This window comes from Streptomyces sp. LARHCF249 (assembly GCF_052871255.1).
Window position 1 is genome coordinate 170139 of sequence record NZ_JBIXJQ010000012.1, and the last position, 21033, is coordinate 191171.

A 21033-nucleotide genomic window follows, 5' to 3' on the forward strand; every position below is an offset into this window, starting at 1 on the left:
CGACAGTACCGGACGTGCGCGGCGCTCAGCGGAGCCAGCCGCGCAGGGCCTCCTGCCAGGCCTTCGTCAGCTCCGCCGGGTCCACGCCCAGCGCCTCGTCCAGCGCCGTCGCCAGCGGCTCGCGGCCCGCCCGCTCGTACAGGTCGGCCAGCGCCTCCTCGCCCCACTTCTCGGCGATCAGCCGGCAGGCCAGCCACGCGCCCTCGTACGCCCGGGCCAGCGCCTCCGGATCGCCGCCGAAGGCGAAGGCCTCGGTCGCGGGCAGCGCCGCCGGCACCTCGCCGCGCCGCACGGCCCGGCCCAGCGCCGGCGCGCCCTGCTCCGGTGTGGTGGGGCCGCCGCGGTACGCCGCCCATTCCGCGAAGCCCTCGGAGAGCCACAGCGGCGTCGAGGCGGTGGTCGCCGCGCGGGTGGCCACGTGGGTGACCTCGTGGGTCAGGACGATCCGCCGGCCCGCCTCGCCCAGCTCGGCGTACCCCGCCGGGTTGACCACCACCCGGTCCGCGGGAGCGGGTCCCGCGCCCACCCGGCCGGTGGTGACGGCGCCCATGCCCCGGTACGCGTCGGCCGTCCCGCCCAGCAGCTCCGCCATCCGCTCCAGCGACCCCGGGACCAGCACCACCACCCGCCCCGCCCACGGCCGGGGCCAGGCGGCGCTCGCCGCGGGCACCGCCCGGTCGGCCTCGGCGGCGATGGCCCGCAGGGCGTCCTCGCCCTGCCCGGAGGCGCCCAGCACCAGGGAGTGCGCGCCCCGGACCACCGAGACCGGCCCCTGGTCCCACAGCTGCGGCGGGGCGCCCGCGGCGGGCCGGTCGGCGGTGACCCGCCACGTGCCGCCGTCCCGGTGCAGTTCGAGGGCGCGGGCCGAGCCGGCCGGGGCCGGGTCGTAGCCGGTGAGCCGGTAGCGCAGCTCCGCCCGTACGAGGGCCCGTACGCCGTCCCGCCGCACCGAGGCGACCTCGTACGCCCAGTCCTGGACCGGGATCCCGGCGAGCCGCTCGGGCGGTGTCCGCGCCCACTCGGCCACGGCCCGGCGGACGTCCTGCCCGGCCGTGTCCGCCGGCCGCGCCGCGCAGCCGGCCGCCAGCAGGCACAGCAGGAGCGGCAGTACGCGGACGAGACGACGACCCGGGAGCATCAGCCGATCGTACGCAAGGAGGACCGCCCCGGGGTCAGGGCCTGGTCACCGCCGACACCGGCATCATCCCGACGGGGTCGTAGCGGACCCTGGCCCCGGGGTACGGGGCGTGCACCACCTGGCCGTTGCCGACGTACATGCCGACGTGGCTGGCGTCCGAGCGGTACGTCACCAGGTCGCCCGGGCGGGCCTGCGACAGCGGCACCTGGCGGCCGGCGTGCCGCTGGGCCTGCGAGGTGCGCGGCAGCGAGACCCCGGCCTGCCGGTACGACCAGACCATCAGCCCGGAGCAGTCGAAGCCGGAGGGGCCGGTGGAGCCCCACACGTACGGGCGGCCGACCGCGGCCCGGGCCGCCATCACGGCGGCCGCGGCGCGCCCCGACGAGGGCCCTTCGGGACCCGCGGAGGGCAGGTCGGGCAGCGCGTCAAAGCGGCCGCCCGAGCGGGAGGCGCGCTCGAAATCGGCCCGTTCCTCGGAGGGCATGGCGTTGAGCAGCCGCCGGGCGGCCGCGAGCTTGGCCGTGACGGAGCGCTTGTGCCGGGCCACGTCGGCGCGCAGCGCGTCGAGTTCGGCGAGTTTGCGGGAGGCCTCCCGGCGCTCCTGGCCGAGCCGGCGCTGCTCCTCGCGGAGCTCGTCCAGCTGCCGGGCCTGGCGGCCGGTCAGCCGGTCCAGGGCGGCGGCCTGCTCCAGGTACGCGTCGGGGTTCTCGGCCAGCATCAGGCCGACGGCGGGGTCGATGCCGCCGCTGCGGTACTGGGCCCCGGCGAAGGTGCCGAGGATGCCCCGCATCGTGTTGATGCGCTCCTGGCCGCGGGCGACCGCGTCCTGGGCCCGGTTGACCTCGGCGCGCAGCCGGCCGGCCTTCTCGCCCGCCTCGTTGAAGCGCTCGGTGGCCTGCTCCGCCTCCTCGAAGAGCCGGTCGACCTGGGCGCGGGAGCCCGCTGCGGGGTCCTGCGGCAGGCCGGGGGCGGCGCTCGCAGGTGCGCCCGTCATGGCGACGGCGGCCGTGGCCGCGGCGGCGGTGAGGACGGTGGCCTTCGTGTTCCGGTCGAGGCTGCCGAGCCCGGGCCGGCGATGGGACGCCACGTGAAACCGCTCCCTTCCCAGAGACCGCTCAGGAGTGGCCCGGGTCCGCCCCCCGTGGACGGACGTGTGCCGGGTTACGCGCTGGCAGACAGTAGCCGCGCCACCGGGCACCGACCAACGACCGTCGGCGGGCACGCACGGTGACGCCCCACCGGAGACGCAGGTCACCGGCGGGGCGCGGGGTCAGAGCGGAGCCCTGGAATTCGCCCGGATGGGCGGTGGGCGGCGCGTCAGGAGACGCGGACGCCGAACATGAAGGGCATGTTGTCCATCGACTCGTACTTGATGCCGCCGCGCGGGTTGGAGGCGTGCAGCGTCATGTTGTTGCCGGCGTAGAGGCCGACGTGGTGCAGGTCGTTGTAGAAGAAGACCAGGTCGCCGGGCTGGAGCTGGCTGCGGCTGATGCGGGTGCCGTCGTTCGCCTGGGTGTAGGTGGTGCGGGTGATGCTCACACCGGCCTGCTTGTACGCCCACTGGGTCAGCCCGGAGCAGTCGAAGGCGCTCGGGCCGGTGGCGCCGGAGACGTACGCGCCGCCCAGCTTGGTCTTGGCGGCCGCCAGGGCGGCACCGGCGCGGCCGGAGGCGCTCACGTTGCCGAGGTCGACGCGCTGGCTGTCGCTGCGGCTGGCGCGCGACTCCTCGTCCTTGAGCGCCGCGCGCTCCTGCGCGGTCAGGGTGTTGAGCAGGGCCTGGGCCGCGGCGAGCTTCTCCTGCGAGACCTTCTTCTTCTCGCCGAGCTCCTTGCGGGTGGCGTCGAGGTCGGCGAGCTTGCCGGCGGCCTCCTGGCGCTGCTGCGCGAGGGTGCGCTGCTTGGCCTGGATCTTCTGGACCGCCTCGACCTGCTTGCCGCTCAGGTGCTCCAGGGAGGAGGCCTTGTCGAGGTAGCTGTCGGGGTCCTCGGAGAGGAGCAGGGCGAGCGACTGGTCTATGCCGCCGCTGCGGTACTGCGCGCTCGCCATCGAACCGAGCGTGCCGCGCAGCTCGTTGAGGTCGCCCTGGCCGCGCGCGACCTGGTCCTGGAGCTGCCCGATCTCCTTCTCGAGCTTCTCCTGGCGTTCCTTGGCCCCGTTGAACTTCTCGGTGGCCTGCTCCGCCTCTTCGTAGAGCGCGTCGACCTGGGACTTGACCTCGTCCTTGCTCGGCTTCGCCGGGGCGGCGGTGGCGCCCTGGGTGGAGAGCGCGACGGCCGCGGCCGCGGTGGCGGTCAGTACGGTCACACGAGCGCGGGTCGGCTGCTTGGGTCGACGGTGGGACGCCACGAAGGCGAGCTCCTTCTTCCTAGAGCCGCCGAAGAACGCAACTCGGCAGCACCTTCGCTGCCACCCCGAATGAGTGATCTACCGCACGAAGGTTTGAGCAGACCCTAGTGACCCGACTGTGATCAGTTCAAATCCTGCCGGGAAAAAAGTCGGTCCCCGACCAGCTTCTTTACCTACAGCGCACGCTCTGTGCAGGTCACTTGACGGTACGTTCCCTGAGAGCCCTGCCAATTCGGGCATGCGGGGCGGGAGTTACGAAACGCGCGAAAGCCGCTTCAGTAGCAAAGCGGACGCGACCGGCCGCGCACCCGCCTTGGCCACCCCGTCCGCGACCTCCCGGTCGGTGGAGACCACGACCACCGGCCGGCCGGGCGGCTCCGCGCGCACCAGCTGGCGGATCAGCTCGTCCGCCGTCACCCCTGCCTTGGAGAACAGCACCCGGACCCCGCGCGGCGGCGCGAGCAGCACCGGGGCGGCCAGTTCCGCCCCGTCGAAGACGCAGGTCATCTCCGCGCCCGTCTGCGCGGCCAGCATCGACAGCCCGCCCAGCAGCCGCAGCCGCTGCTTCTCCAGCGGCATCGTCGGATAGCCCGTCTTGGTCACGTTGTAGCCGTCGACCACCAGGTGGGCCTGCGGCAGCGCCAACAGCTGGTCCAGCAGCGCCGGGTCGGTCTCCGACAGGGCACGCGCCGCGATGTCCTTCGGCGTCATCCGGCCCGGCTCCACGGCCTCCACGGTGTCCGCCGGGCGTGTCGACACCGGCGGCAGCGCCAGCTCGCGGCGCAGCCCCGCCGCCGCGTCCAGCACGGTGTCCAGCAGCAGCCGCAGCCGCATGTCCTCGATGCTGCGTCCCTCGCGGGTGGCCCGGCGCGAGGTCTCCAGCGCCGTCTCCACCTCCGCCAGCCGGGACTTGAGCCGCCGGGTCTCGCTCTCGGCGGCGGCCACCCGTGCGGCCGCCTCGCCGCGGATCCCGTCGATCTCCGTGTTGACCTTGCGCAGGGCCGCCTCGCCGCGCTTGACGTCGCTGAGCGCGCTGCGCAGCTTGCGCTGAAGCGATTCCGCTTCCTTGCGGGCCTCGTCCAGCTCGGCCCGCACCTGCTCGCCGCCCGAGCGCTGCAGGTTCCGCACCTGCGCCAGCTCCTCGCGCAGCCGGTCCAGCTCGCGCCGGGTCTCCTCGCCGACCCGCTCGGCGTCGGCGCGCTGCGCCTCCTCGCCCGCGGCGGCCACCAGCTTGACCCAGCCGACCGGCCTCAGGACGTACGCGGCGGCCGCCACGTCCAGCGGATCCGCGGCGGCGGGCGGTGCGCCGGACTCCAGCGCACCGGCCAGGTCCGCCTGCGCCTCGCGCAGCTTCTCGGCGACCCGGCTGCGGAACACGGGGTCGGTCTCGACCGCCGCGGCCATCGCGTTGCCCGCGAACTTGGCGCGCCGGGTCGGGGTGAAACGGGCGTACTGGCGCAGCTGCGCCGGGAGGTCAGCGACCGTCAGTCCGCCGAAGGCGTCCGAGACGAGCGCGACGACCCGGCGCCGCACGCCTTCCGGCAGCGGGCGGTCGAGCACCTCGGCGGCGTCGCCGGCCGCATCGGCCGGCTCAGCGCCGCTTGCTGGCTCCACAATCCGTCACCCCTACCGATCTACCTGTGGGCGGGGCTCCGTCAGGAGTCCGCGCCCGGCCTGTCCACGAGCTCGATCTGGTCCACCGCGTTGCACCAGCGGCAGCGGACCGACTCGATGGTCTCATTGACCACCTCGCGCTCCTCGACCTTGGGCTCCCCGGCGAGGTCCAGGTGGACGTACTCCACGACCTTCGACGAACGGGTGACGTCGAAGCGCGTGAGGTTGCCGCACAGGGTGCAGCGCCACCGGGTGGTGTCGGTCGGCAGGGGAACCGTCATCAGGCCGCTCTCTCCTTCGTAGCTGATTCAATTAAAGCCGTCTGCTGAGCCGTCCGCGCCGATTGGGCGGACGCCGGCTCGTAACCCTACGGCCTGCCACCGCCTCGGGTGGGGTGGGTTGCGTCATGCTCTGTCACATGATCGTAAGGTGGCAGGCCGTTCGCGAGGCCGCCCGGGGACCGGTGGTCACCCATGCGCTGATCGCGGGCTGCGCCCTGGTGTTCGTACTCGGCCCGGCCTCGGGGCTGAACCCGGCCTACGGGACCGGCGAGGGGCTGCTGACCGCCGGTACGGAGTACTTCCGGCGCTGGGGAGTGGTACCGGACGAGTTGTTCACGGGCCGCCCGCGGGCCTGGCTGACCCCGCTGACCGCGCTGTTCGTGCACGGGAGCTGGCTGCACCTGCTCGGCAACATGCTCTTCCTCCACGTGTTCGGCGCGATGGCGGAGGAGCGGATGGGCCGGCCGGCGTTCCTCGTGTTCTACGTCTGTACGGGGTACGCGGCGCTGGCGGTGTACGCGGCGGCCAACGCGGGGTCCGCACAGACGCTGGTCGGGGCGTCCGGGGCCATCTCGGCGGTGCTGGGCGCCTTCCTGTACCTGCTCCCGCGGGCCAGGGTGACGAGCCTGTTCCCGTTCCTTTTCTTCCTGCCGCTGCGGTTCCCGGCGTGGATCGTGCTGCTGTTCTGGTTCGCCCTCCAAGGGGTGGCGGCGCACCGTGCGGGCAGCGGTCCCGGGGTCGCCTATCTGGCCCATCTGGTGGGCTTCTCCGTCGGCTTCCTGTACGCGTGGGCGCGTTATCGGCCTGCGACTAGAGTGGGGCGACCAGCGACGGCCACCGAGGGAGACAGCCAGCCGTGATCACCGCGATCGTGCTCATCAAGACCAGCGTGGACCGCATCCCCGAGATCGCCGAGTCCATCGCCGCGCTGGACAGCGTCAGCGAGGTCTACTCCGTCACGGGGACGTACGACCTGATCGCGCTGGTCCGCGTGGCCCGCCACGAGAACCTGGCGGACATCATCCCGGGCCGCATCAGCAAGATCCCGGGCGTCGAGGCGACCGACACGCACGTGGCGTTCCGTACGTACTCGCAGCACGACCTCGAGGCGGCGTTCGCCATCGGCCTCGACGCGTAGGTCGCCCTCGGCTCCGCCCCGGTCCGCCTCGAACGCCGGCGGGGCCGGGTTCTCCGTCAGAGCCCGGGCAGCCGCTCGCCCGGCCGGGCCGGGCGCCCCATCCGGCGCCCGCCGCCCACTCCCGGACGCGGCCGCGGTCGCGCCACCAGTCCCGGACCGACTCCGGGGTCAGGTCGTCGTAGAGCACGAGCTCCGGAGCCCGCAGCCGTACCGTCCGGCAGCTGTCGGTCTCCGCCCCGTAGAAGGGGCCCGGCACGGTGCGCCAGTTGCGCTCCTGCCACCGTCCCGTCCACGGGGCCCCGGAGGGGAGCCGTACCGGTTCCAGCGTGGCGGCGGTCGGTATCGGGTCCCAGTACGTCATGGTCCGCAGCCTGTCAGACGGCCGGGACGCAGCGGCCCTGCTCGGTGCGGTACTGCCACTTCGCGCCGTCCGCGACGAGTTCGCGCACCGCGCGGACGAAGCGCTCCACGTGCTCGTCCGGGGTGCCTGCGCCGAAGCTGACGCGGATGGCGTTCAGGGCGGGGGTTCCGCCGGACGAAGAGGCCGCCTCCGGGGCGCCGCATTCGCCCTGGGCCTGCGGCTCGCTGCCCAGCAGGGTGCGGACCAGCGGGTGGGCGCAGAACAGGCCGTCGCGCACGCCGATCCCGTACTCCGCGGACAGGGCGGCCGCGAAGTGGGAGCTGTTCCAGCCGTCCACGACGAACGAGATGACGCCGACGCGCGGGGCGCCGTCGCCGAACAGGGAGAGGACGCGGACCGCCGGGACGCCGGCCAGGCCCTCGCGGACCTTGGTGATGAGGTGCCGCTCGCGGGCCACCAGGTTCTCGAACCCGGCTTCCCGAAGGGCCCGGCAGGCGGAGGCGATCGCGTAGACGCCGATCACGTTCGGGGAGCCGGCCTCGTGGCGGGCGGCCGTGGCGTGCCACTCGACGTCCACCCCGCCGTCCGCGCGGCGGGCGACCGTGCGGGAGGCGCCGCCGCCGGCCAGGTACGGCTCGGCCTCCTGGAGCCAGTCCGCGCGGCCGGCGAGGACGCCCGAGCCGAAGGGGGCGTAGAGCTTGTGGCCGGAGAAGGCGACCCAGTCCACGTCGAGGTCCTGGACCGAGACGGGGTGGTGGGGGGCCAGCTGGGCGGCGTCCAGGACGATCCGCGCGCCGTGGGCGTGCGCGGCGGCGGCGAGCTCCTTCACCGGCCACAGTTCACCGGTGACGTTGGAGGCGCCGGTGACGCAGACCAGGGCCGGGCCGTAGGGCGCCCGGTCGGCGAGCGCCCGCTCCAGGGTGGCGACGGCCTCGTCCGAGGTGCGGGGGGCGTTGAGGTAGGTGACCTGCGCGTCCGTCCACGGCAGCAGCGCTGCGTGGTGCTCGGTCTCGAAGACGAAGACCTGGCAGCCGGCCGGGAGGGCGGCCGCGAGCAGGTTCAGGGAGTCGGTGGTGGACCGGGTGAAGACCACCTGGTCGGCGGGGCGGCAGTCGAGGAACTCGGCGACCGTGGCCCGGCTCTGCTCGAAGAGGTCGGTGGAGAGCTGCGAGAGGTAGCCGGCGCCGCGGTGGACGCTGCCGTAGTACGGGGCGTACGCGGCCACGTCGTCCCAGACCCGCTGGAGCGCGGGGGCGCTGGCCGCGTAGTCGAGGGCGGCGTAGGTGACCTCGCTGCCGGTGACGAGCGGGACGGTGACGTCCCGTCCGAGGACCGGCAGCGGCTCCGCGCAGGCGGGGTCGACGGCGGTGACGGGGGCGGCGGTGGCGGCGGCGTTCAGGGATGCGGACATGGCGGAATCTCCCGGCAGGCAGGGGTGAATGGCTTCGGTGTGCCCGTACGCGGCCACGGCGCGGCGCCGTGCGGCGGGGTACGGGAAGCCCTCGGAGCTGAACGCGGGTACGCGGAAACGACCCTGGTCCGAGGGTTGAAGAAGGGGCGGAGTCGCCCTATCGCATTCGCTTGCTCACGGAAAACGCTCCTCGAGAGACCAGGACCCCTGGTGTCGAGGGATCCGCGCTTGCCGTAGACCTCGCTGCCTACGACCTGGTCATCACCCGGGGCACCCCGCCACGGAAGGAGGGTTGCCGGACAGCAAGCCGGGGCCTAAACGCTGTCACTCGTGACCTGGTCAGCATCCTGCCACAAGATCCCGCACGCGCAAGGCCCCGGTCCACCATCCGGACCGGGGCCTTGACCGAAAAGCACGGCGTCAGGCGTTGCTGGCCGCCACCCAGCGTTCCAGGGCGGCCCGGGCCGCGCCCGAGTCGACCGACTCCGCCGCGCGGGCGATGCCCGCCGCGATCTGCTCCTCCAGGCTGCCCGAGCCCGGGTCCAGCGCCACCAGGGCCGCCGCCGAGTTCAGCAGGACCGCGTCGCGGACCGGGCCGGTCTCGCCGGCCAGCAGGCGGCGGGCGATGTCGGCGTTGTACGAGGCGTCCGCGCCCCGCAGCTCCGACACGTCGACCAGGGAGATGCCCACGTCACGGGGGTCGAAGGGCTGCTCGGCGACCTTGCCGTCGCGTACCCACCACACCCGCGAGGTGGCGGTGGTGGTGAGCTCGTCCAGGCCGTCGTCGCCGCGGAAGACGAGCGCCGAGGAGCCGCGCTCGGCGAGGACGCCGGCCACGATCGGGGCAACCCGGGGGTCCGCGACGCCCGTGGCCTGGGCACGGACCTTGGCCGGGTTGGTCAGCGGGCCGAGGAAGTTGAAGGTGGTGCGGATGCCCAGCTCCTTGCGGGCCGCGGCCACGTGCCGCAGCGCCGGGTGGAACTTCACCGCGAAGCAGAAGGTGATGCCGGCCTCCTCCACGACCTCCGCCACCCGCGCGGGGGTGAGGTCCAGGTTGACGCCGAGCTTCTCCAGCACGTCCGAGGAGCCGCTCGCGGAGGACGCGGCCCGGTTGCCGTGCTTGACCACCTTGGCGCCCGTACCGGCCACGACGATCGCCGACATCGTGGAGATGTTCACCGTTTTCGCCCCGTCGCCGCCGGTGCCGACGATGTCCACCGTGCGGCCCGGCACCTCGATGAGGTTGGCGTGTGCGTACATGGCCCGGACCAGGCCGTTGATCTCCGCGACCGTCTCCCCCTTGGCCCGCAGCGCGACCGCGAAGCCGGCGATCTGGGCGTCGGTGGCCTCGCCGCGCATGATCCGGTCCATGGCCCAGGCGGTGTCCTCCGCGTTCAGGTCCCGTCCGGTGAGCAGCGCCTCGAGTACGCCCGGCCAGCCACGGGCCGCCACGCTGTCGCCGCCTGCCGGGGTCGCAACGTTCATGGTCCGCTCCTGCTGTCGTCGCCCGCCGATGTGGGGCCCACGTCGAATGGGAAGGGCTTCAGCCTATCCAGCCCCGGAGACGGCAAAGAGCCCCGTCCAGACACTGGACGGGGCTCTCGCCGTGGCGACACGAGGACTGACCGAAATCAGTCCCTCAAACGGGATCAGTGGTGGCCGTGGCCGCTCTGGATCTCCTTGTACTCCTCCACCGTGGGCTTCGGGATCTGGTTGCCCTCGGCGTAGAAGCCCTTGCTGAGCTTCGCGCGCAGCTTCTGGCTGAGCTTCACCTTGCGCTCGACACCGTTCTCGTCGACCGTCGGGCCGATCTCGATCGGCTCGTAGGTGACGTACGAGGTGAGCGTGTGCAGCTTGTCCTGCGAGAGCGGCTCGTGGACCTCGACGAACTCACCGTGCGGCAGGCGCTTGATGATGCCGGTCTCGCGACCGTGCAGCACCTTGTCCCGGTCCCGGCGCTGGAGGCCGAGGCAGATCCGCTTGGTGGCGATGAAGGCGAGCACCGGGACGACGAAGAAGCCGATCCGGACGAACCAGGTGAGCGCGTTCAGCGACAGGTGGAAGTACTGCGCGAACATGTCGTTGCCGCCGCCGATGAGGAGCACGATGTACTCCGCGATCCAGGCGACACCGAAGGCCGTACGGGTCGGGACGTTGCGCGGGCGGTCCAGCAGGTGGTGCTCGCGCTTGTCACCGGTGACCCAGGACTCGATGAACGGCCAGACGGCGATCGCGCCCAGCACCAGCGGGAAGAGCAGCAGCGGGATGAACACGCCCAGGACGAGCGTGTGGCCCCACAGGTTGATCTCCCAGCCGGGCATGGCCCGGATCAGGCCTTCCGGCATACCCATGTACCAGTCGGGCTGCGCACCGGTGGACACGTGGTCCGGGCGGTACGGGCCGAGCGCCCAGATCGGGTTGATCGAGGCGAGCGCCGCGATGGCCGCGATGACACCGAAGACCAGGAAGAAGAAGCCTCCGGCCTTGGCCATGTAGACCGGCAGCAGCGGCATGCCGACGACGTTGTTGTTCGTCTTGCCGGGGCCGGGGAACTGGGTGTGCTTGTGGTAGAAGACCAGGATCAGGTGGGCCACCAGCAGGCCCATCATGATGCCGGGCAGCAGCAGGATGTGCACCGAGTAGAACCGCGCGACGAAGTCGCCGCCCGGGAACTCCCCGCCGAACAGGAACATCGACAGGTACGTGCCGACGACCGGGACGGACAGGATGGCGCCCTGCATGAAGCGGACACCGGTACCCGAGAGCAGGTCGTCCGGCAGCGAGTAACCGGTGAAACCGGTGAACATGCCGAGGACCAGCAGCAGGAAGCCGAAGATCCAGTTGATCTCGCGCGGCTTGCGGAACGCGCCGGTGAAGAAGACGCGCATCATGTGCACGACCATCGCCGCGACGAAGATCAGCGCGGCCCAGTGGTGGATCTGACGGATGAGCAGGCCGCCGCGGACGTCGAAGCTGATGTCCAGGGTCGAGGCGAAGGCCTCGGACATCATGACGCCCTGCATGGGCACGTACGAGCCGTGGTAGACGACCTCGTTCATGCTCGGGTGGAAGAACAGCGTCAGGTACACACCCGTGAGGATGATGATGATGAAGCTGTAGAGGCAGATCTCACCCAGCATGAAGGACCAGTGGTCCGGGAAGATCTTGCGCATGTTGGCCTTGGCCAGGCCGTAGATGCCCAGGCGGCCGTCCGCCCAGTCGGCTACGCGCTCGCCGGCCGGCGCTTTGCGCGCCTTGGTGTCAGTGGTCGCAGTGCTCATCCGCGCTCCCAGAATGCAGGACCGACGGGCTCTTCGAAGTCGCCGAGCGCTTCGAGGAAGCCTTCGTCATTCACACCGATCCGCAGCTGCGGAAGCGCGTGACCAGCCGGGCCGAAGATGACACGGGCGCCGTCGGAGAGGTCGAAGGTGGACTGGTGGCACGGGCAGAGCACGTGGTGCGTCTGCTGCTCGTACAGGCTGATCGGGCAGCCGACGTGGGTGCAGATCTTGGAGTAGGCCACGATCCCGTCGTGGGACCACTCCAGCTCCTGCTTGTCCTTGATGTCCTCCGGCTTGATCCGGACGATCATCAGGGCGGCCTTGGCGATCTGGACCTGGAAGTCGTGCTGCTCCTCCTCCAGGCCTTCCGGCATGGCGAAGGTCAGCGAACCGACCAGGACGTCCTCGGGACGCAGCGGCTCCATCGTGTTCTGGTTGATGAGCAGCTTGCCCTTGGCCCACAGGGTCTTGCGCAGCTTGTCCTCGGGCAGCGGGCCCAGGTCACGCATGATCACGACGGCGGAGAGCGGCAGCATGGCCAGCGCGCCCAGCAGCGTGTTGCGGATCAGCGGGCGGCGGCCGATGCCGGACTCGTCCGCACCGTCGCGGAAGTCCTGCATGACCTGCGCCTTGACCTCCGGCGGAGCGGCGATCTCGTGCCGCTCGGCCGCGACCTCGACGTCGGACATCAGGGTGCGGGCCCAGTGGACCGCGCCCGCGCCGATGCAGAACAGCGCCGTGCCGAGGGTCATGCCCAGCGCGAAGTTGAGCGCGCTCACCTTCCCGATGGGGAAGATGTACACGATCTTGTCGACCGGGAGGGTGACGTAGGAGGCGATGAAGGCGACCGTGGCCAGCATCGACAGCGTGAACAGCATCGCGACGGTGCGCTCGGAACGCTTCGCCGCACGCTCGTCGATGTCCTGGATGCGCGGCCTGTGGACCGGCAGGCCCGGGTCGGCGAACGGGTTGTCCGCGACCGCTACGGCACCGTGGTGCGCGTCGCCCTGCTCACTCGGCAGGTGCTTCTCTTCGGGAATGTCTTGACTCATGACTTCTTGGCCTTAGCGGTGTGGGCCCCGACCCAGACGGCAACAGCGATCAGCGCACCCAGACCGAAGATCCAGCCGAACAGACCCTCGGCAACGGGACCGAGGCCGCCGAGCTTGAGGCCACCGGGGCTGGTGGACTTCTCGCCGTTGACGTTCTCGAGGTACGCGATGATGTCCTTCTTCTGCTTCTCCGGCATGGTTCCGTCCGGGAAGGAGGGCATGTTCTGCGGGCCGGTGAGCATGGCCTCGTAGATGTGCTTCGGCGAGACGTCCTCAAGGTTGGGGGCGTACTTGCCGTTCGTCAGGGCGCCGCCCTCGCCGGTGAAGTTGTGGCACTGCGCGCAGTTGTTGCGGAACAGCTCACCACCAGCGGCGACGTCGGCACCTGCCGGGTCGTACTGCTTCTCGGTCGGCGTGATCGGACCGGCACCGAGGGAGGCGATGTACGCCGCCAGCTGGTCGATCTGCGCCTGCGTGTAGATGTTGGGCTTCTTCGGCACCTGGGCGCCGGGCTGCTGGGCGGGCATGCGGCCCGTGCTCACCTGGAAGTCGACGGCCGCGGAGCCGACGCCGACCAGGCTCGGGCCGTCAGAGGAACCCTGACCGCCGGTTCCGTGGCAGCTTGCGCAACCCACGGCGTAGAGCTTCTTGCCCTCCTCGATGGCGAGGGACTGGGCGGTTTCATCGGCCTGCGCCTTGCCCGCGGGCGCGAAGGCGGCGTACAGCCCCCCAGTGGCCGCCAGCGCGAGGAGTAGAACGACGACCGCCGCCAGCGGATGGCGTCGTCGTGCGGAGAGCTTTTTCACGGATTACCCCGGTGTCAGGATCTTCTGCGTCGGTGTGTCTGGATGGAGTGCCGGGTCGGGCCCGGTGACGTGTTCGCTACTTGATCAGGTAGATCGTCGCGAAGAGGCCGATCCAGACGACATCGACGAAGTGCCAGTAGTAGGACACGACGATGGCCGACGTGGCCTGTTCGTGGGTGAACCTCTTGGCCGCGTACGTCCGGCCGAGGACCAGCAGGAAGGCGATGAGACCGCCCGTCACGTGCAGACCGTGGAAGCCGGTGGTCAGGTAGAACACCGACCCGTACGGGTCTGACGAGAGGCTGAGGCCCTCGTGCTTGACCAGCTCGGTGTACTCGAACACCTGGCCGCCAATGAAGATCGCACCCATGACGAACGTGATGATGAACCACGTCCGGAGCTTCTTCACGTCACCGCGCTCGGCGGCGAATACGCCGAGCTGGCAGGTGAGCGAGGAGAGCACCAGGATCGTCGTGTTCGTCGCCGAGAAGGGCAGATTCAAGGCCGCGGCCTTCTCTGTCCAGAACTCGGCGCCTGTCACGGATCGCAGGGTGAAGTACATCGCGAAGAGGGCCGCGAAGAACATCAGCTCGGAACTCAACCAGATGATGGTTCCGACGCTGACGAGGTTCGGCCGGTTGACCGTCGGGTGCGCGTGCCCGGTATCTACTGTCGTTGCTGTCGCCACGACCGACATTATGTCGGTCGCTTATCCCGCCCTCACCCCGGGGGGTGCCGTTCGGAGTGTCCGGGGCGTGTGCAAGGCCCGAACGGCCCATCAGATGAGCGAATGAGCGTCTCGTGCGAGGGTGTCCGAACCGATGTTGGCAGCGCATGGGGAGGAGTAGCATCCCGCGCAACATCAACGTGATTCACGTGACACGTGGAGGAACGAAATGCGGGCGACTGCGCGGGTTCTGGTGTACAGCGACGACGCGGGCACCCGGGAGCAGGTGCGGCTGGCGGCAGGGCGCAGGCCGGCCGCGGACCTGCCGCCGGTGGAGTTCCTGGAGTGCGCGACGCTGCCGGCGGTTCTGTCGGAGCTGGACGCCGGCGGCATCGACGTGTGCGTGCTGGACGGCGAGGCGGTTCCGGCCGGGGGCATGGGCGTGTGCCGGCAGATCAAGGACGAGATCTTCCGGTGTCCGCCGGTGTTGTTGCTGATGGGGCGCCCCCAGGACGCCTGGCTGGCCACGTGGAGCCGCGCGGACGCGGCGGTGACCCTGCCGGTGGACCCGGTGGAGTTCGCGGACGCGTTGGCGGCCCTGCTGCGCTCCCGCCTGGCCTCCTCGGCCGCCTGACGGGCCGTCCGCGGGCCCCGGGGTTCCCGTGGGCCCTCGGACGGCCTGACGGCCCGACGGTCAGACGGTGGGCCGCAGGCGGGCCTGGTCGACGGGGCTGCGGCCTTCCTGGGTGCCCTTGAGGAGGGCGCTGCCCTGCCGCCAGTCCTTCCAGTCCATGTTCCAGTCGCCGAAGCCGTTGCCGAAGATGTCCATGTCGTCGCCGATACTGTTGATCACCTGGACGATGTCGCCCTCGGTGATGTTCTCGTAGAACCAGGCGGCGTTGCCGGTGCTCATGCCGGTGCAGCCGTGGCTGACGTTCGCATAGCCGTGCGAGCCGACGGACCACGGCGCGGCGTGGACGTATTCACCACTCCAGGTGACGCGCGTGGCGTAGTAGACGGGCAGGTTGTAGTACTCACTGCCGCCGATGCCGACGGTGTCCCCGCGCATCTGGACGTAGTACTGCTTGCCGAGCACCACCTTGACGCCGTTGCGGGTGGAGAAGCCGGGCTTTCCGGTGGTCACCGGAATGGTGTTGATCACTTCTCCGTTGCGCTTGAACGTGAGGTAGTGCGAGGAGGCGTCGGTGGTGACCTCGACGCGGTCGCCGATCTCCAGCTTCAGCGGCTTGGCCGCGGCCCCGTAGAGGTGGTCCTGGATCAGAACGCCCTCCAGGTTGCTCCGTACGGAGACCTCCGTGTTGGCCGGCCAGTACTCCTTGGGCCGGTAGTGGAGCGTCTTGTCGTCGACCCAGTGCCAGGCGCCCTCGACGCCGGCGGGGGCGGTGACGACGAGCCCCCGTTCGACGACGGCGCGGGCGGCCTTGTCCTTGACGGGTTCGCTGAGGTCGGCGGTGAGGGGCTGTCCGACGCCGTACTTGCCTTCCTCCGGCCCGAATTCGACCTTCAGGACGCCTTTGGCCGGGGTGGTGTCGAACGAGATCGTGCGCTGCCCCGGGGCTCCCTTGCCGTTCTCGGTGCTGACGGTGACCGTGTAGCGGACGCCTGCCGCCATGGACGCCGTGTTGTGCCAGCGGTCTCCCTTGGCGGACAGCTCGCCCGCCAGGCGGCGTCCGTGGGTGTCCACGACGGTGACGTCGGTGATGCGTGCCTCACCCCCCTTCGTGGTGACTTCGAGGGGCTTGTTGGGGTCCACGGGGCGCCCGCCGGCGGCCTGGTTGAAGGCGACTTGCTCGCCCGCGTCGTACGGGCGGGCTGACAGCGGGTTGTCGCCGGACCCGCATGCGGTGGCGCCGGCCCCGAGGGACGCGACCAGCAGTGAGCAGCTGAGTACCGTCCAAAGACGCGGTGAGTGCTTCATGGAGCCAACGCTATGAAGATATGACAATTACGGCGCGCGGGGTGACTGCAAACGAGGGGCCCGGACTCCTCCGAAGAGGTGTCCGGGCCCCGGGTTCACTGCGTGCTACGGGTCTTGCTACTGGTTCTGGTTCTCACCGCGGTAGTACTCGTACACCCAGCCCCACAGGCCGATCAGGATGATCGGGGCCGAGAAGTACATGAGCCACCAGCCGAAGATGACGCCCATGAACGCGAGCGCGCCACCGATCCCCAGCGAGAGCGGCTGCCAGCTGTGCGGGGCGAAGAACCCCAGCTCGCCGGCCTCGTCGGCGACGTCGGCCTCCAGGTTGTCCTGGGCCATCTCGTCTACGCGCTTGGCCGTGAAGGCCAGGTAGTAGCCGATCATGACGCTCAGGCCGAAGGCCAGGAAGAGCGCGGTGGTGCCTACGGGCTCCTTCGACCACACGCCGTACACGACGGCCATGACCAGGATGAAGAAGGAGAGCCAGAGGAACATCTTGCCCTGGATCTTCACTTGCCGGCCTCCTTGTCACCGGTGAGCGCCTTGGTGCCACCGGCGGTGTGGTCCTCGAGGTGGTCGAGGGCCGCGATCTCCGGGTGGTGCAGGTCGAACGCCGGGGACTCGGAACGGATCCGCGGCAGGGTGAGGAAGTTGTGCCGCGGCGGCGGGCAGGACGTCGCCCACTCGAGCGAACGGCCGTAACCCCACGGGTCGTCGACCTCGATCTTCTTGCCGTACTTGGCCGTCTTCCAGACGTTGTACATGAACGGCAGCATCGACAGGCCGAGCAGGAACGAGCTGATCGTCGAGACCGTGTTCAGCGCGGTGAAACCGTCGGCGGCCAGGTAGTCCGCGTAACGGCGCGGCATGCCCTCGGCGCCCAGCCAGTGCTGCACCAGGAAGGTGCCGTGGAAACCGATGAACAGCGTCCAGAACGTGATCTTGCCGAGGCGCTCGTCCAGCATCTTGCCCGTGAACTTCGGCCACCAGAAGTGGAAGCCCGCGAACATCGCGAAGACCACGGTGCCGAAGACGACGTAGTGGAAGTGCGCGACGACGAAGTACGAGTCGGATACGTGGAAGTCCATCGGGGGCGAGGCCAGGATGACGCCGGTCAGGCCACCGAAGGTGAAGGTGACCAGGAAGCCGATCGTCCACAGCATCGGAGTCTCGAAGGACAGCGAGCCCTTCCACATGGTGCCGATCCAGTTGAAGAACTTCACACCGGTCGGTACCGCGATCAGGAAGGTCATGAACGAGAAGAAGGGCAGCAGCACACCGCCGGTGACGTACATGTGGTGGGCCCACACGGTCACCGAGAGGCCGGCGATCGCGATCGTCGCCGCGATCAGGCCGATGTAGCCGAACATCGGCTTGCGGGAGAAGACCGGAATGACCTCGGAGACGATGCCGAAGAACGGCAGCGCGATGATGTACACCTCTGGGTGTCCGAAGAACCAGAAGAGGTGCTGCCACAGCAACGCGCCGCCGTTGGCCGCGTCGAAGATGTGCGAGCCGAACTTGCGGTCGGCCTCCAGCGCGAAGAGCGCGGCGGCCAGCACCGGGAAGGCGAGCAGGACCAGGACACCGGTCAGCAGCACGTTCCAGGTGAAGATCGGCATGCGGAACATCGTCATGCCGGGTGCGCGCATGCAGATGATCGTGGTGATGAAGTTGACCGAGCCGAGGATCGTACCGAAGCCCGAGAAGGCCAGACCCATGATCCACATGTCGGCGCCGATGCCCGGCGAGCGGACCGCGTCCGACAGCGGGGAGTAGGCGAACCAGCCGAAGTCGGCCGCACCCTGCGGGGTGACGAAGCCGGCCACCGCGATGGTCGAGCCGAAGAGGTACAGCCAGTACGCGAACATGTTCAGCCGCGGGAACGCCACGTCGGGCGCGCCGATCTGCAGCGGCATGATCCAGTTCGCGAATCCGGCGAACAGCGGCGTCGCGAACATCAGCAGCATGATCGTGCCGTGCATCGTGAACGCCTGGTTGAACTGCTCGTTCGACATGATCTGCGTGCCCGGACGGGCCAGCTCGGCGCGCATGAAGAGCGCCAGGAGGCCGCCGATGAGGAAGAACACGAACGACGTGACCAGGTACATCGTGCCGATGGTCTTGTGGTCGGTGGTGGTGAGCCACTTCACGACCACGTTGCCCGGCTGCTTGCGCCGTACCGGCAGCTCGTTCTCGTACGAGTCAGCTGCGGCGGCACCCTGGGATTCGTTGAGGATGCTCACAGTTTGTTCGTCTCCGCATTCCGGGCCGGGTCGGTCTGCTTGATGCCGGCCGGGAGGTAGCCGGTCTGCCCCTTCTCCGCCAGCTCCTTCAGGTGCGCCCGGTACTCCTCGGGCGAGACCACCTTGACGTTGAAGAGCATCCGGGAGTGGTCGACGCCGCAGAGCTCGGCGCACTTGCCCACGAAGGTGCCTTCTTGGGTCGGGGTGACCTCGAAGACGTTGGTGTGGCCCGGGATGACGTCCTGCTTGAACAGGAAGGGAACCACCCAGAAGGAGTGGATGACGTCGTTCGACGACAGGATGAAGCGGACCTTCTCACCCACGGGCAGGACCAGGGTCGGCCCGGGGTTGTTCGTGTCCGCGTTGCGGTCGCCGGGGACACCCTTCTGGTAGACGCCTTCGGCGCCCTTGGGGAAGTCCTTGGTGAAGCGGTCCGGGATGGAGGCGAGTTCCTTGGGAACCGCGTCCGCCTTCGGGGTCGCCGCGTCGCCGTCGACGTTCTCGATGTAGTTGAAGCCCCAGCTCCACTGGAAGCCGATCACGTTGATCGTGTGCGCCGGCTTGGCGGAGAGGGAGAGCAGCTTCGACTCGTCACGCGCGGTGAAGTAGAAGAGCACCGAGACGATGATGAGCGGGACCACGGTGTACAGCGCCTCGATGGGCATGTTGTACCGGGTCTGTGGGGGGACCTCCACCTTCGTCCGGCTGCGCCGGTGGAAGATGACGCTCCACATGATCAGGCCCCACACCAGGATGCCCGTGACGAGCGCGGCCGCCCAGGAGCCCTGCCACAGGGAGAGGATGCGCGGCGCCTCCTCGGTGACCGGCGTCGGCATTCCGAGGCGGGGGAAGCTTTTCCAGTTAAACGAGCAACCAGTGGCGGTCGCCAGGACCGCGCCCGCAGTCAGCGCCTGCAGCAGCTTCCGCCGCATCGGGCGCCGCGGCGAGCGGTCGGAGCCGTAGGGACTCACGTAGCGCCTTCCCGAGAGTCTCGGCCCGCGCGGCCGGCCGCGGCCGTGTTCGGGTCGGTCGCCGGCCCTGACGCAGGCAGGGGTTTGGATGTTTATGCGGACCAAACCCTACTGGACGCTATTTGGGGTCGCGCGGGGAGGGTGCCCAACGCGCCGCTACTGCCCCCGAAGGGATGGATCCGCCGTCCGGGGGATGGTGCAAGCAGCCCTGAATGGGGGCCTCCGGAAGACATCTGACGGCCCCTGACCTCGGGCGCTCCCGGTTGCCGGTTAGCGTGCGCCTATGCCGTACTTCGACATCGCGTCCGCCGCCCCCCTGCACCCCGTGGCCCGGCAGGCGTTGCAGGCCGCCCTGGACGAGGGCTGGGCCGATCCGGCCCGCCTGTACCGGGAGGGCAGGCGGGCGCGGCTGCTGCTGGACGCGGCGCGGGAGGCGGCCGCGGAGGCGGTCGGATGCCGGGTCGACGAGCTGGTGTTCACTCCTTCGGGGACGCACGCGGTTCACACGGGGGTCGCGGGGGTCCTCGCGGGGCGCCGCCGCGTCGGGAGGCATCTGGTCCTATCGGCGGTCGAACACAGTTCTGTACTCCACACGGCGCAGGTGCACGAGGCCGCCGGGGGCACGGTCGCCGAGGTCCCGGTGGACCGGTACGGCGCGGTGACCGCCGCCGGGTACGCGGACGCCGTGGGCCCGTCGACCGCCCTGGCCTGCCTCCAGTCCGCCAACCACGAGGTGGGCACGGTCCAGCCGGTGGCGGAGGTGGCCGGGGTCTGCGCGGAGGCGGGGGTCCCGCTGCTGGTGGACGCGGCGCAGTCATTGGCCTGGGGCCCGGTGGAGGGTGCCTGGTCCGTGCTGGCCGCCAGTGCGCACAAGTGGGGCGGCCCGCCGGGGGTCGGTCTGCTCGCCGTCCGCAAGGGAGTCCGGTTCTCCCCCCAACACCCGGCGGACGAACGGGAAGCGGGCCGCTCCCCCGGCTTCGCGAACCTTCCCGCGATCGTGGCGGCGGCAGCGTCCTTGCGGGCCGTACGGGCCGAGGCCGACGCGGAGGCGGACCGGTTGCGGATCCTGGTGGACCGGATCCGGCGGCGGGTGGTCCGGCTGGTCCCGGACGTGGAGGTGGTCGGCCATCCGGACCGCCGGCTGCCCCACCTCGTCACGTTCTCCTGCCTGTACGTGGACGGCGAGATCCTGCTGCACGAGCTGGACCGGGCCGGGTACTCGGTGTCCTCGGGCTCCTCGTGCACGAGCTCGACGCTGACCCCCAGTCACGTGCTGCGGGCGATGGGCGTGCTGTCGGAGGGCAACGTACGGGTGTCCCTGCCGCCGGGGACCACGGCGGAGGAGGTCAACGGGTTCCTGGAGGTGCTGCCGGGGGCGGTGTCCGGGGTACGGGAGCGGCTGGGCGTGACCGAAGCCGTGCCGCCGGTCGCGGAGTCGGAGTCCCTGGAGCTGGACGCGCTCGGGCTGCGGTGTCCGCAGCCGGTGATCGAGCTGGCCGCCGCCATCGGCCGGGTGCCGGTGGGCGGCACGGTCACGGTCGTCTCCGACGACGAGGTGGCCCGGCTGGACATCCCGGCGTGGTGCGGCATGCGCGGCCACGCGTATCTCGGCGAAGCCGAGCGTCCCGTGGGTGTGGCGTACACGGTCCGCCGCCTGCTCTGACCCCGCGGGGGTCCGGGGGCGGCGCCCCGGACCCCTGGCGGGGGCTACGACAGGTGGGCCTGGACTTCGGCCGCGGCCTCGTCGCCGTACGCCTTCGTGAAGCGCTCCATGAAGTG

Annotated in this window: 19 protein-coding genes and 1 riboswitch; of the genes, 4 read left to right on the forward strand and 15 right to left on the reverse strand. The window is 70.5% G+C overall.

Features of this window, described 5'->3' with window-relative positions; translation table 11 throughout:
* Positions 1 to 25 precede the first annotated feature (25 nt).
* From ACIPUC_RS30130 to ACIPUC_RS30150, 5 genes are all read right to left on the reverse strand, one after another.
* Positions 26 to 1138, reverse strand: a complete 1113-nt coding sequence (locus ACIPUC_RS30130; RefSeq protein WP_446587572.1) for a hypothetical protein — start codon at positions 1136 to 1138, stop codon at positions 26 to 28.
* Between the two features lie 34 nt (positions 1139 to 1172).
* Positions 1173 to 2225 carry an NlpC/P60 family protein gene (locus ACIPUC_RS30135; protein WP_446587570.1) on the reverse strand — a complete coding sequence of 351 codons (1053 nt, stop codon included), beginning with the start codon at positions 2223 to 2225 and terminating at the stop codon, positions 1173 to 1175.
* A gap of 230 nt (positions 2226 to 2455) precedes the next feature.
* Positions 2456 to 3484 carry an NlpC/P60 family protein gene (locus ACIPUC_RS30140; RefSeq protein ID WP_446587568.1) on the reverse strand — a complete coding sequence of 343 codons (1029 nt, stop codon included), beginning with the start codon at positions 3482 to 3484 and terminating at the stop codon, positions 2456 to 2458.
* Positions 3485 to 3736: 252 nt separating this feature from the next.
* On the reverse strand, positions 3737 to 5101 hold the full coding sequence (locus ACIPUC_RS30145; protein WP_446587684.1) for an NYN domain-containing protein: 1365 nt from the start codon (positions 5099 to 5101) through the stop codon (positions 3737 to 3739).
* A 38-nt stretch (positions 5102 to 5139) separates the two neighbouring features.
* Entirely contained in the window at positions 5140 to 5379 is a 240-nt protein-coding gene (locus ACIPUC_RS30150; RefSeq protein WP_008738811.1) for a hypothetical protein, read from the reverse strand.
* A 137-nt stretch (positions 5380 to 5516) separates the two neighbouring features.
* On the opposite strand from ACIPUC_RS30150, the gene ACIPUC_RS30155 reads away from it, so the two are divergent.
* Together ACIPUC_RS30155 and ACIPUC_RS30160 are read left to right on the forward strand one after the other, a co-directional pair.
* The gene (locus tag ACIPUC_RS30155; RefSeq protein ID WP_446587565.1) at positions 5517 to 6239 is read left to right on the forward strand and encodes a rhomboid family intramembrane serine protease; all 723 of its coding nucleotides are present in this window, start codon (positions 5517 to 5519) and stop codon (positions 6237 to 6239) included.
* Positions 6236 to 6517 (forward strand): Lrp/AsnC family transcriptional regulator, encoded by a 282-nt coding sequence (locus tag ACIPUC_RS30160; RefSeq protein ID WP_008738815.1) that lies wholly within the window; start codon positions 6236 to 6238, stop codon positions 6515 to 6517. The genes ACIPUC_RS30155 and ACIPUC_RS30160 overlap by 4 nt, the downstream gene beginning before the upstream one ends.
* A 374-nt stretch (positions 6518 to 6891) precedes the next feature.
* On the opposite strand, the gene ACIPUC_RS30165 is transcribed toward ACIPUC_RS30160, so the two are convergent.
* The 6 genes from ACIPUC_RS30165 to ctaE all read right to left on the reverse strand — a co-directional run bounded on the left by ACIPUC_RS30165 (position 6892) and on the right by ctaE (position 14125).
* On the reverse strand, positions 6892 to 8289 hold the full coding sequence (locus tag ACIPUC_RS30165) for an aminotransferase class V-fold PLP-dependent enzyme (protein WP_446587564.1): 1398 nt from the start codon (positions 8287 to 8289) through the stop codon (positions 6892 to 6894).
* A 219-nt stretch (positions 8290 to 8508) separates the two neighbouring features.
* A riboswitch (SAM riboswitch) is annotated at positions 8509 to 8625 on the reverse strand.
* Positions 8626 to 8709: 84 nt separating this feature from the next.
* The gene (gene trpD / locus ACIPUC_RS30170; protein WP_446587563.1) at positions 8710 to 9774 is read right to left on the reverse strand and encodes an anthranilate phosphoribosyltransferase; all 1065 of its coding nucleotides are present in this window, start codon (positions 9772 to 9774) and stop codon (positions 8710 to 8712) included.
* Between the two features lie 164 nt (positions 9775 to 9938).
* Complete coding sequence (gene qcrB, locus ACIPUC_RS30175; RefSeq protein WP_446587562.1) at positions 9939 to 11570, reverse strand: cytochrome bc1 complex cytochrome b subunit; 1632 nt, start codon at positions 11568 to 11570, stop codon at positions 9939 to 9941.
* Positions 11567 to 12622 (reverse strand): cytochrome bc1 complex Rieske iron-sulfur subunit, encoded by a 1056-nt coding sequence (gene qcrA / locus ACIPUC_RS30180; RefSeq protein WP_446587561.1) that lies wholly within the window; start codon positions 12620 to 12622, stop codon positions 11567 to 11569. The genes qcrB and qcrA overlap by 4 nt, the downstream gene beginning before the upstream one ends.
* Positions 12619 to 13428: a cytochrome bc1 complex diheme cytochrome c subunit gene (gene qcrC, locus ACIPUC_RS30185; RefSeq protein WP_446587560.1), complete on the reverse strand. Its 810-nt coding sequence runs from the start codon at positions 13426 to 13428 to the stop codon at positions 12619 to 12621. The genes qcrA and qcrC overlap by 4 nt, the downstream gene beginning before the upstream one ends.
* A 76-nt stretch (positions 13429 to 13504) precedes the next feature.
* Positions 13505 to 14125, reverse strand: coding sequence for an aa3-type cytochrome oxidase subunit III (gene ctaE, locus ACIPUC_RS30190; RefSeq protein ID WP_446587559.1), 621 nt, complete (start codon positions 14123 to 14125; stop codon positions 13505 to 13507).
* Between the two features lie 199 nt (positions 14126 to 14324).
* Here ctaE and ACIPUC_RS30195 point away from each other — a divergent pair, with 199 nt between their 5' ends.
* Entirely contained in the window at positions 14325 to 14729 is a 405-nt protein-coding gene (locus ACIPUC_RS30195; RefSeq protein ID WP_446587558.1) for a hypothetical protein, read from the forward strand.
* A 60-nt stretch (positions 14730 to 14789) separates the two neighbouring features.
* Here the strand turns inward: ACIPUC_RS30195 and ACIPUC_RS30200 are convergent, their stop codons facing one another.
* From ACIPUC_RS30200 to ctaC, 4 genes are all read right to left on the reverse strand, one after another.
* Positions 14790 to 16034, reverse strand: coding sequence for an Ig-like domain-containing protein (locus ACIPUC_RS30200; RefSeq protein ID WP_446587556.1), 1245 nt, complete (start codon positions 16032 to 16034; stop codon positions 14790 to 14792).
* A gap of 117 nt (positions 16035 to 16151) precedes the next feature.
* Entirely contained in the window at positions 16152 to 16550 is a 399-nt protein-coding gene (locus ACIPUC_RS30205; protein WP_422465332.1) for a cytochrome c oxidase subunit 4, read from the reverse strand.
* Positions 16547 to 18283 (reverse strand): aa3-type cytochrome oxidase subunit I, encoded by a 1737-nt coding sequence (ctaD, locus tag ACIPUC_RS30210; protein ID WP_446587554.1) that lies wholly within the window; start codon positions 18281 to 18283, stop codon positions 16547 to 16549. The genes ACIPUC_RS30205 and ctaD overlap by 4 nt, the downstream gene beginning before the upstream one ends.
* Positions 18280 to 19254 (reverse strand): aa3-type cytochrome oxidase subunit II, encoded by a 975-nt coding sequence (gene ctaC / locus ACIPUC_RS30215; protein ID WP_446587552.1) that lies wholly within the window; start codon positions 19252 to 19254, stop codon positions 18280 to 18282. Before ctaC ends, ctaD begins: the two co-directional genes overlap by 4 nt.
* 283 nt (positions 19255 to 19537) lie before the next feature.
* On the opposite strand from ctaC, the gene ACIPUC_RS30220 reads away from it, so the two are divergent.
* Complete coding sequence (locus tag ACIPUC_RS30220; protein WP_446587551.1) at positions 19538 to 20917, forward strand: aminotransferase class V-fold PLP-dependent enzyme; 1380 nt, start codon at positions 19538 to 19540, stop codon at positions 20915 to 20917.
* Positions 20918 to 21033: the final 116 nt, after the last annotated feature.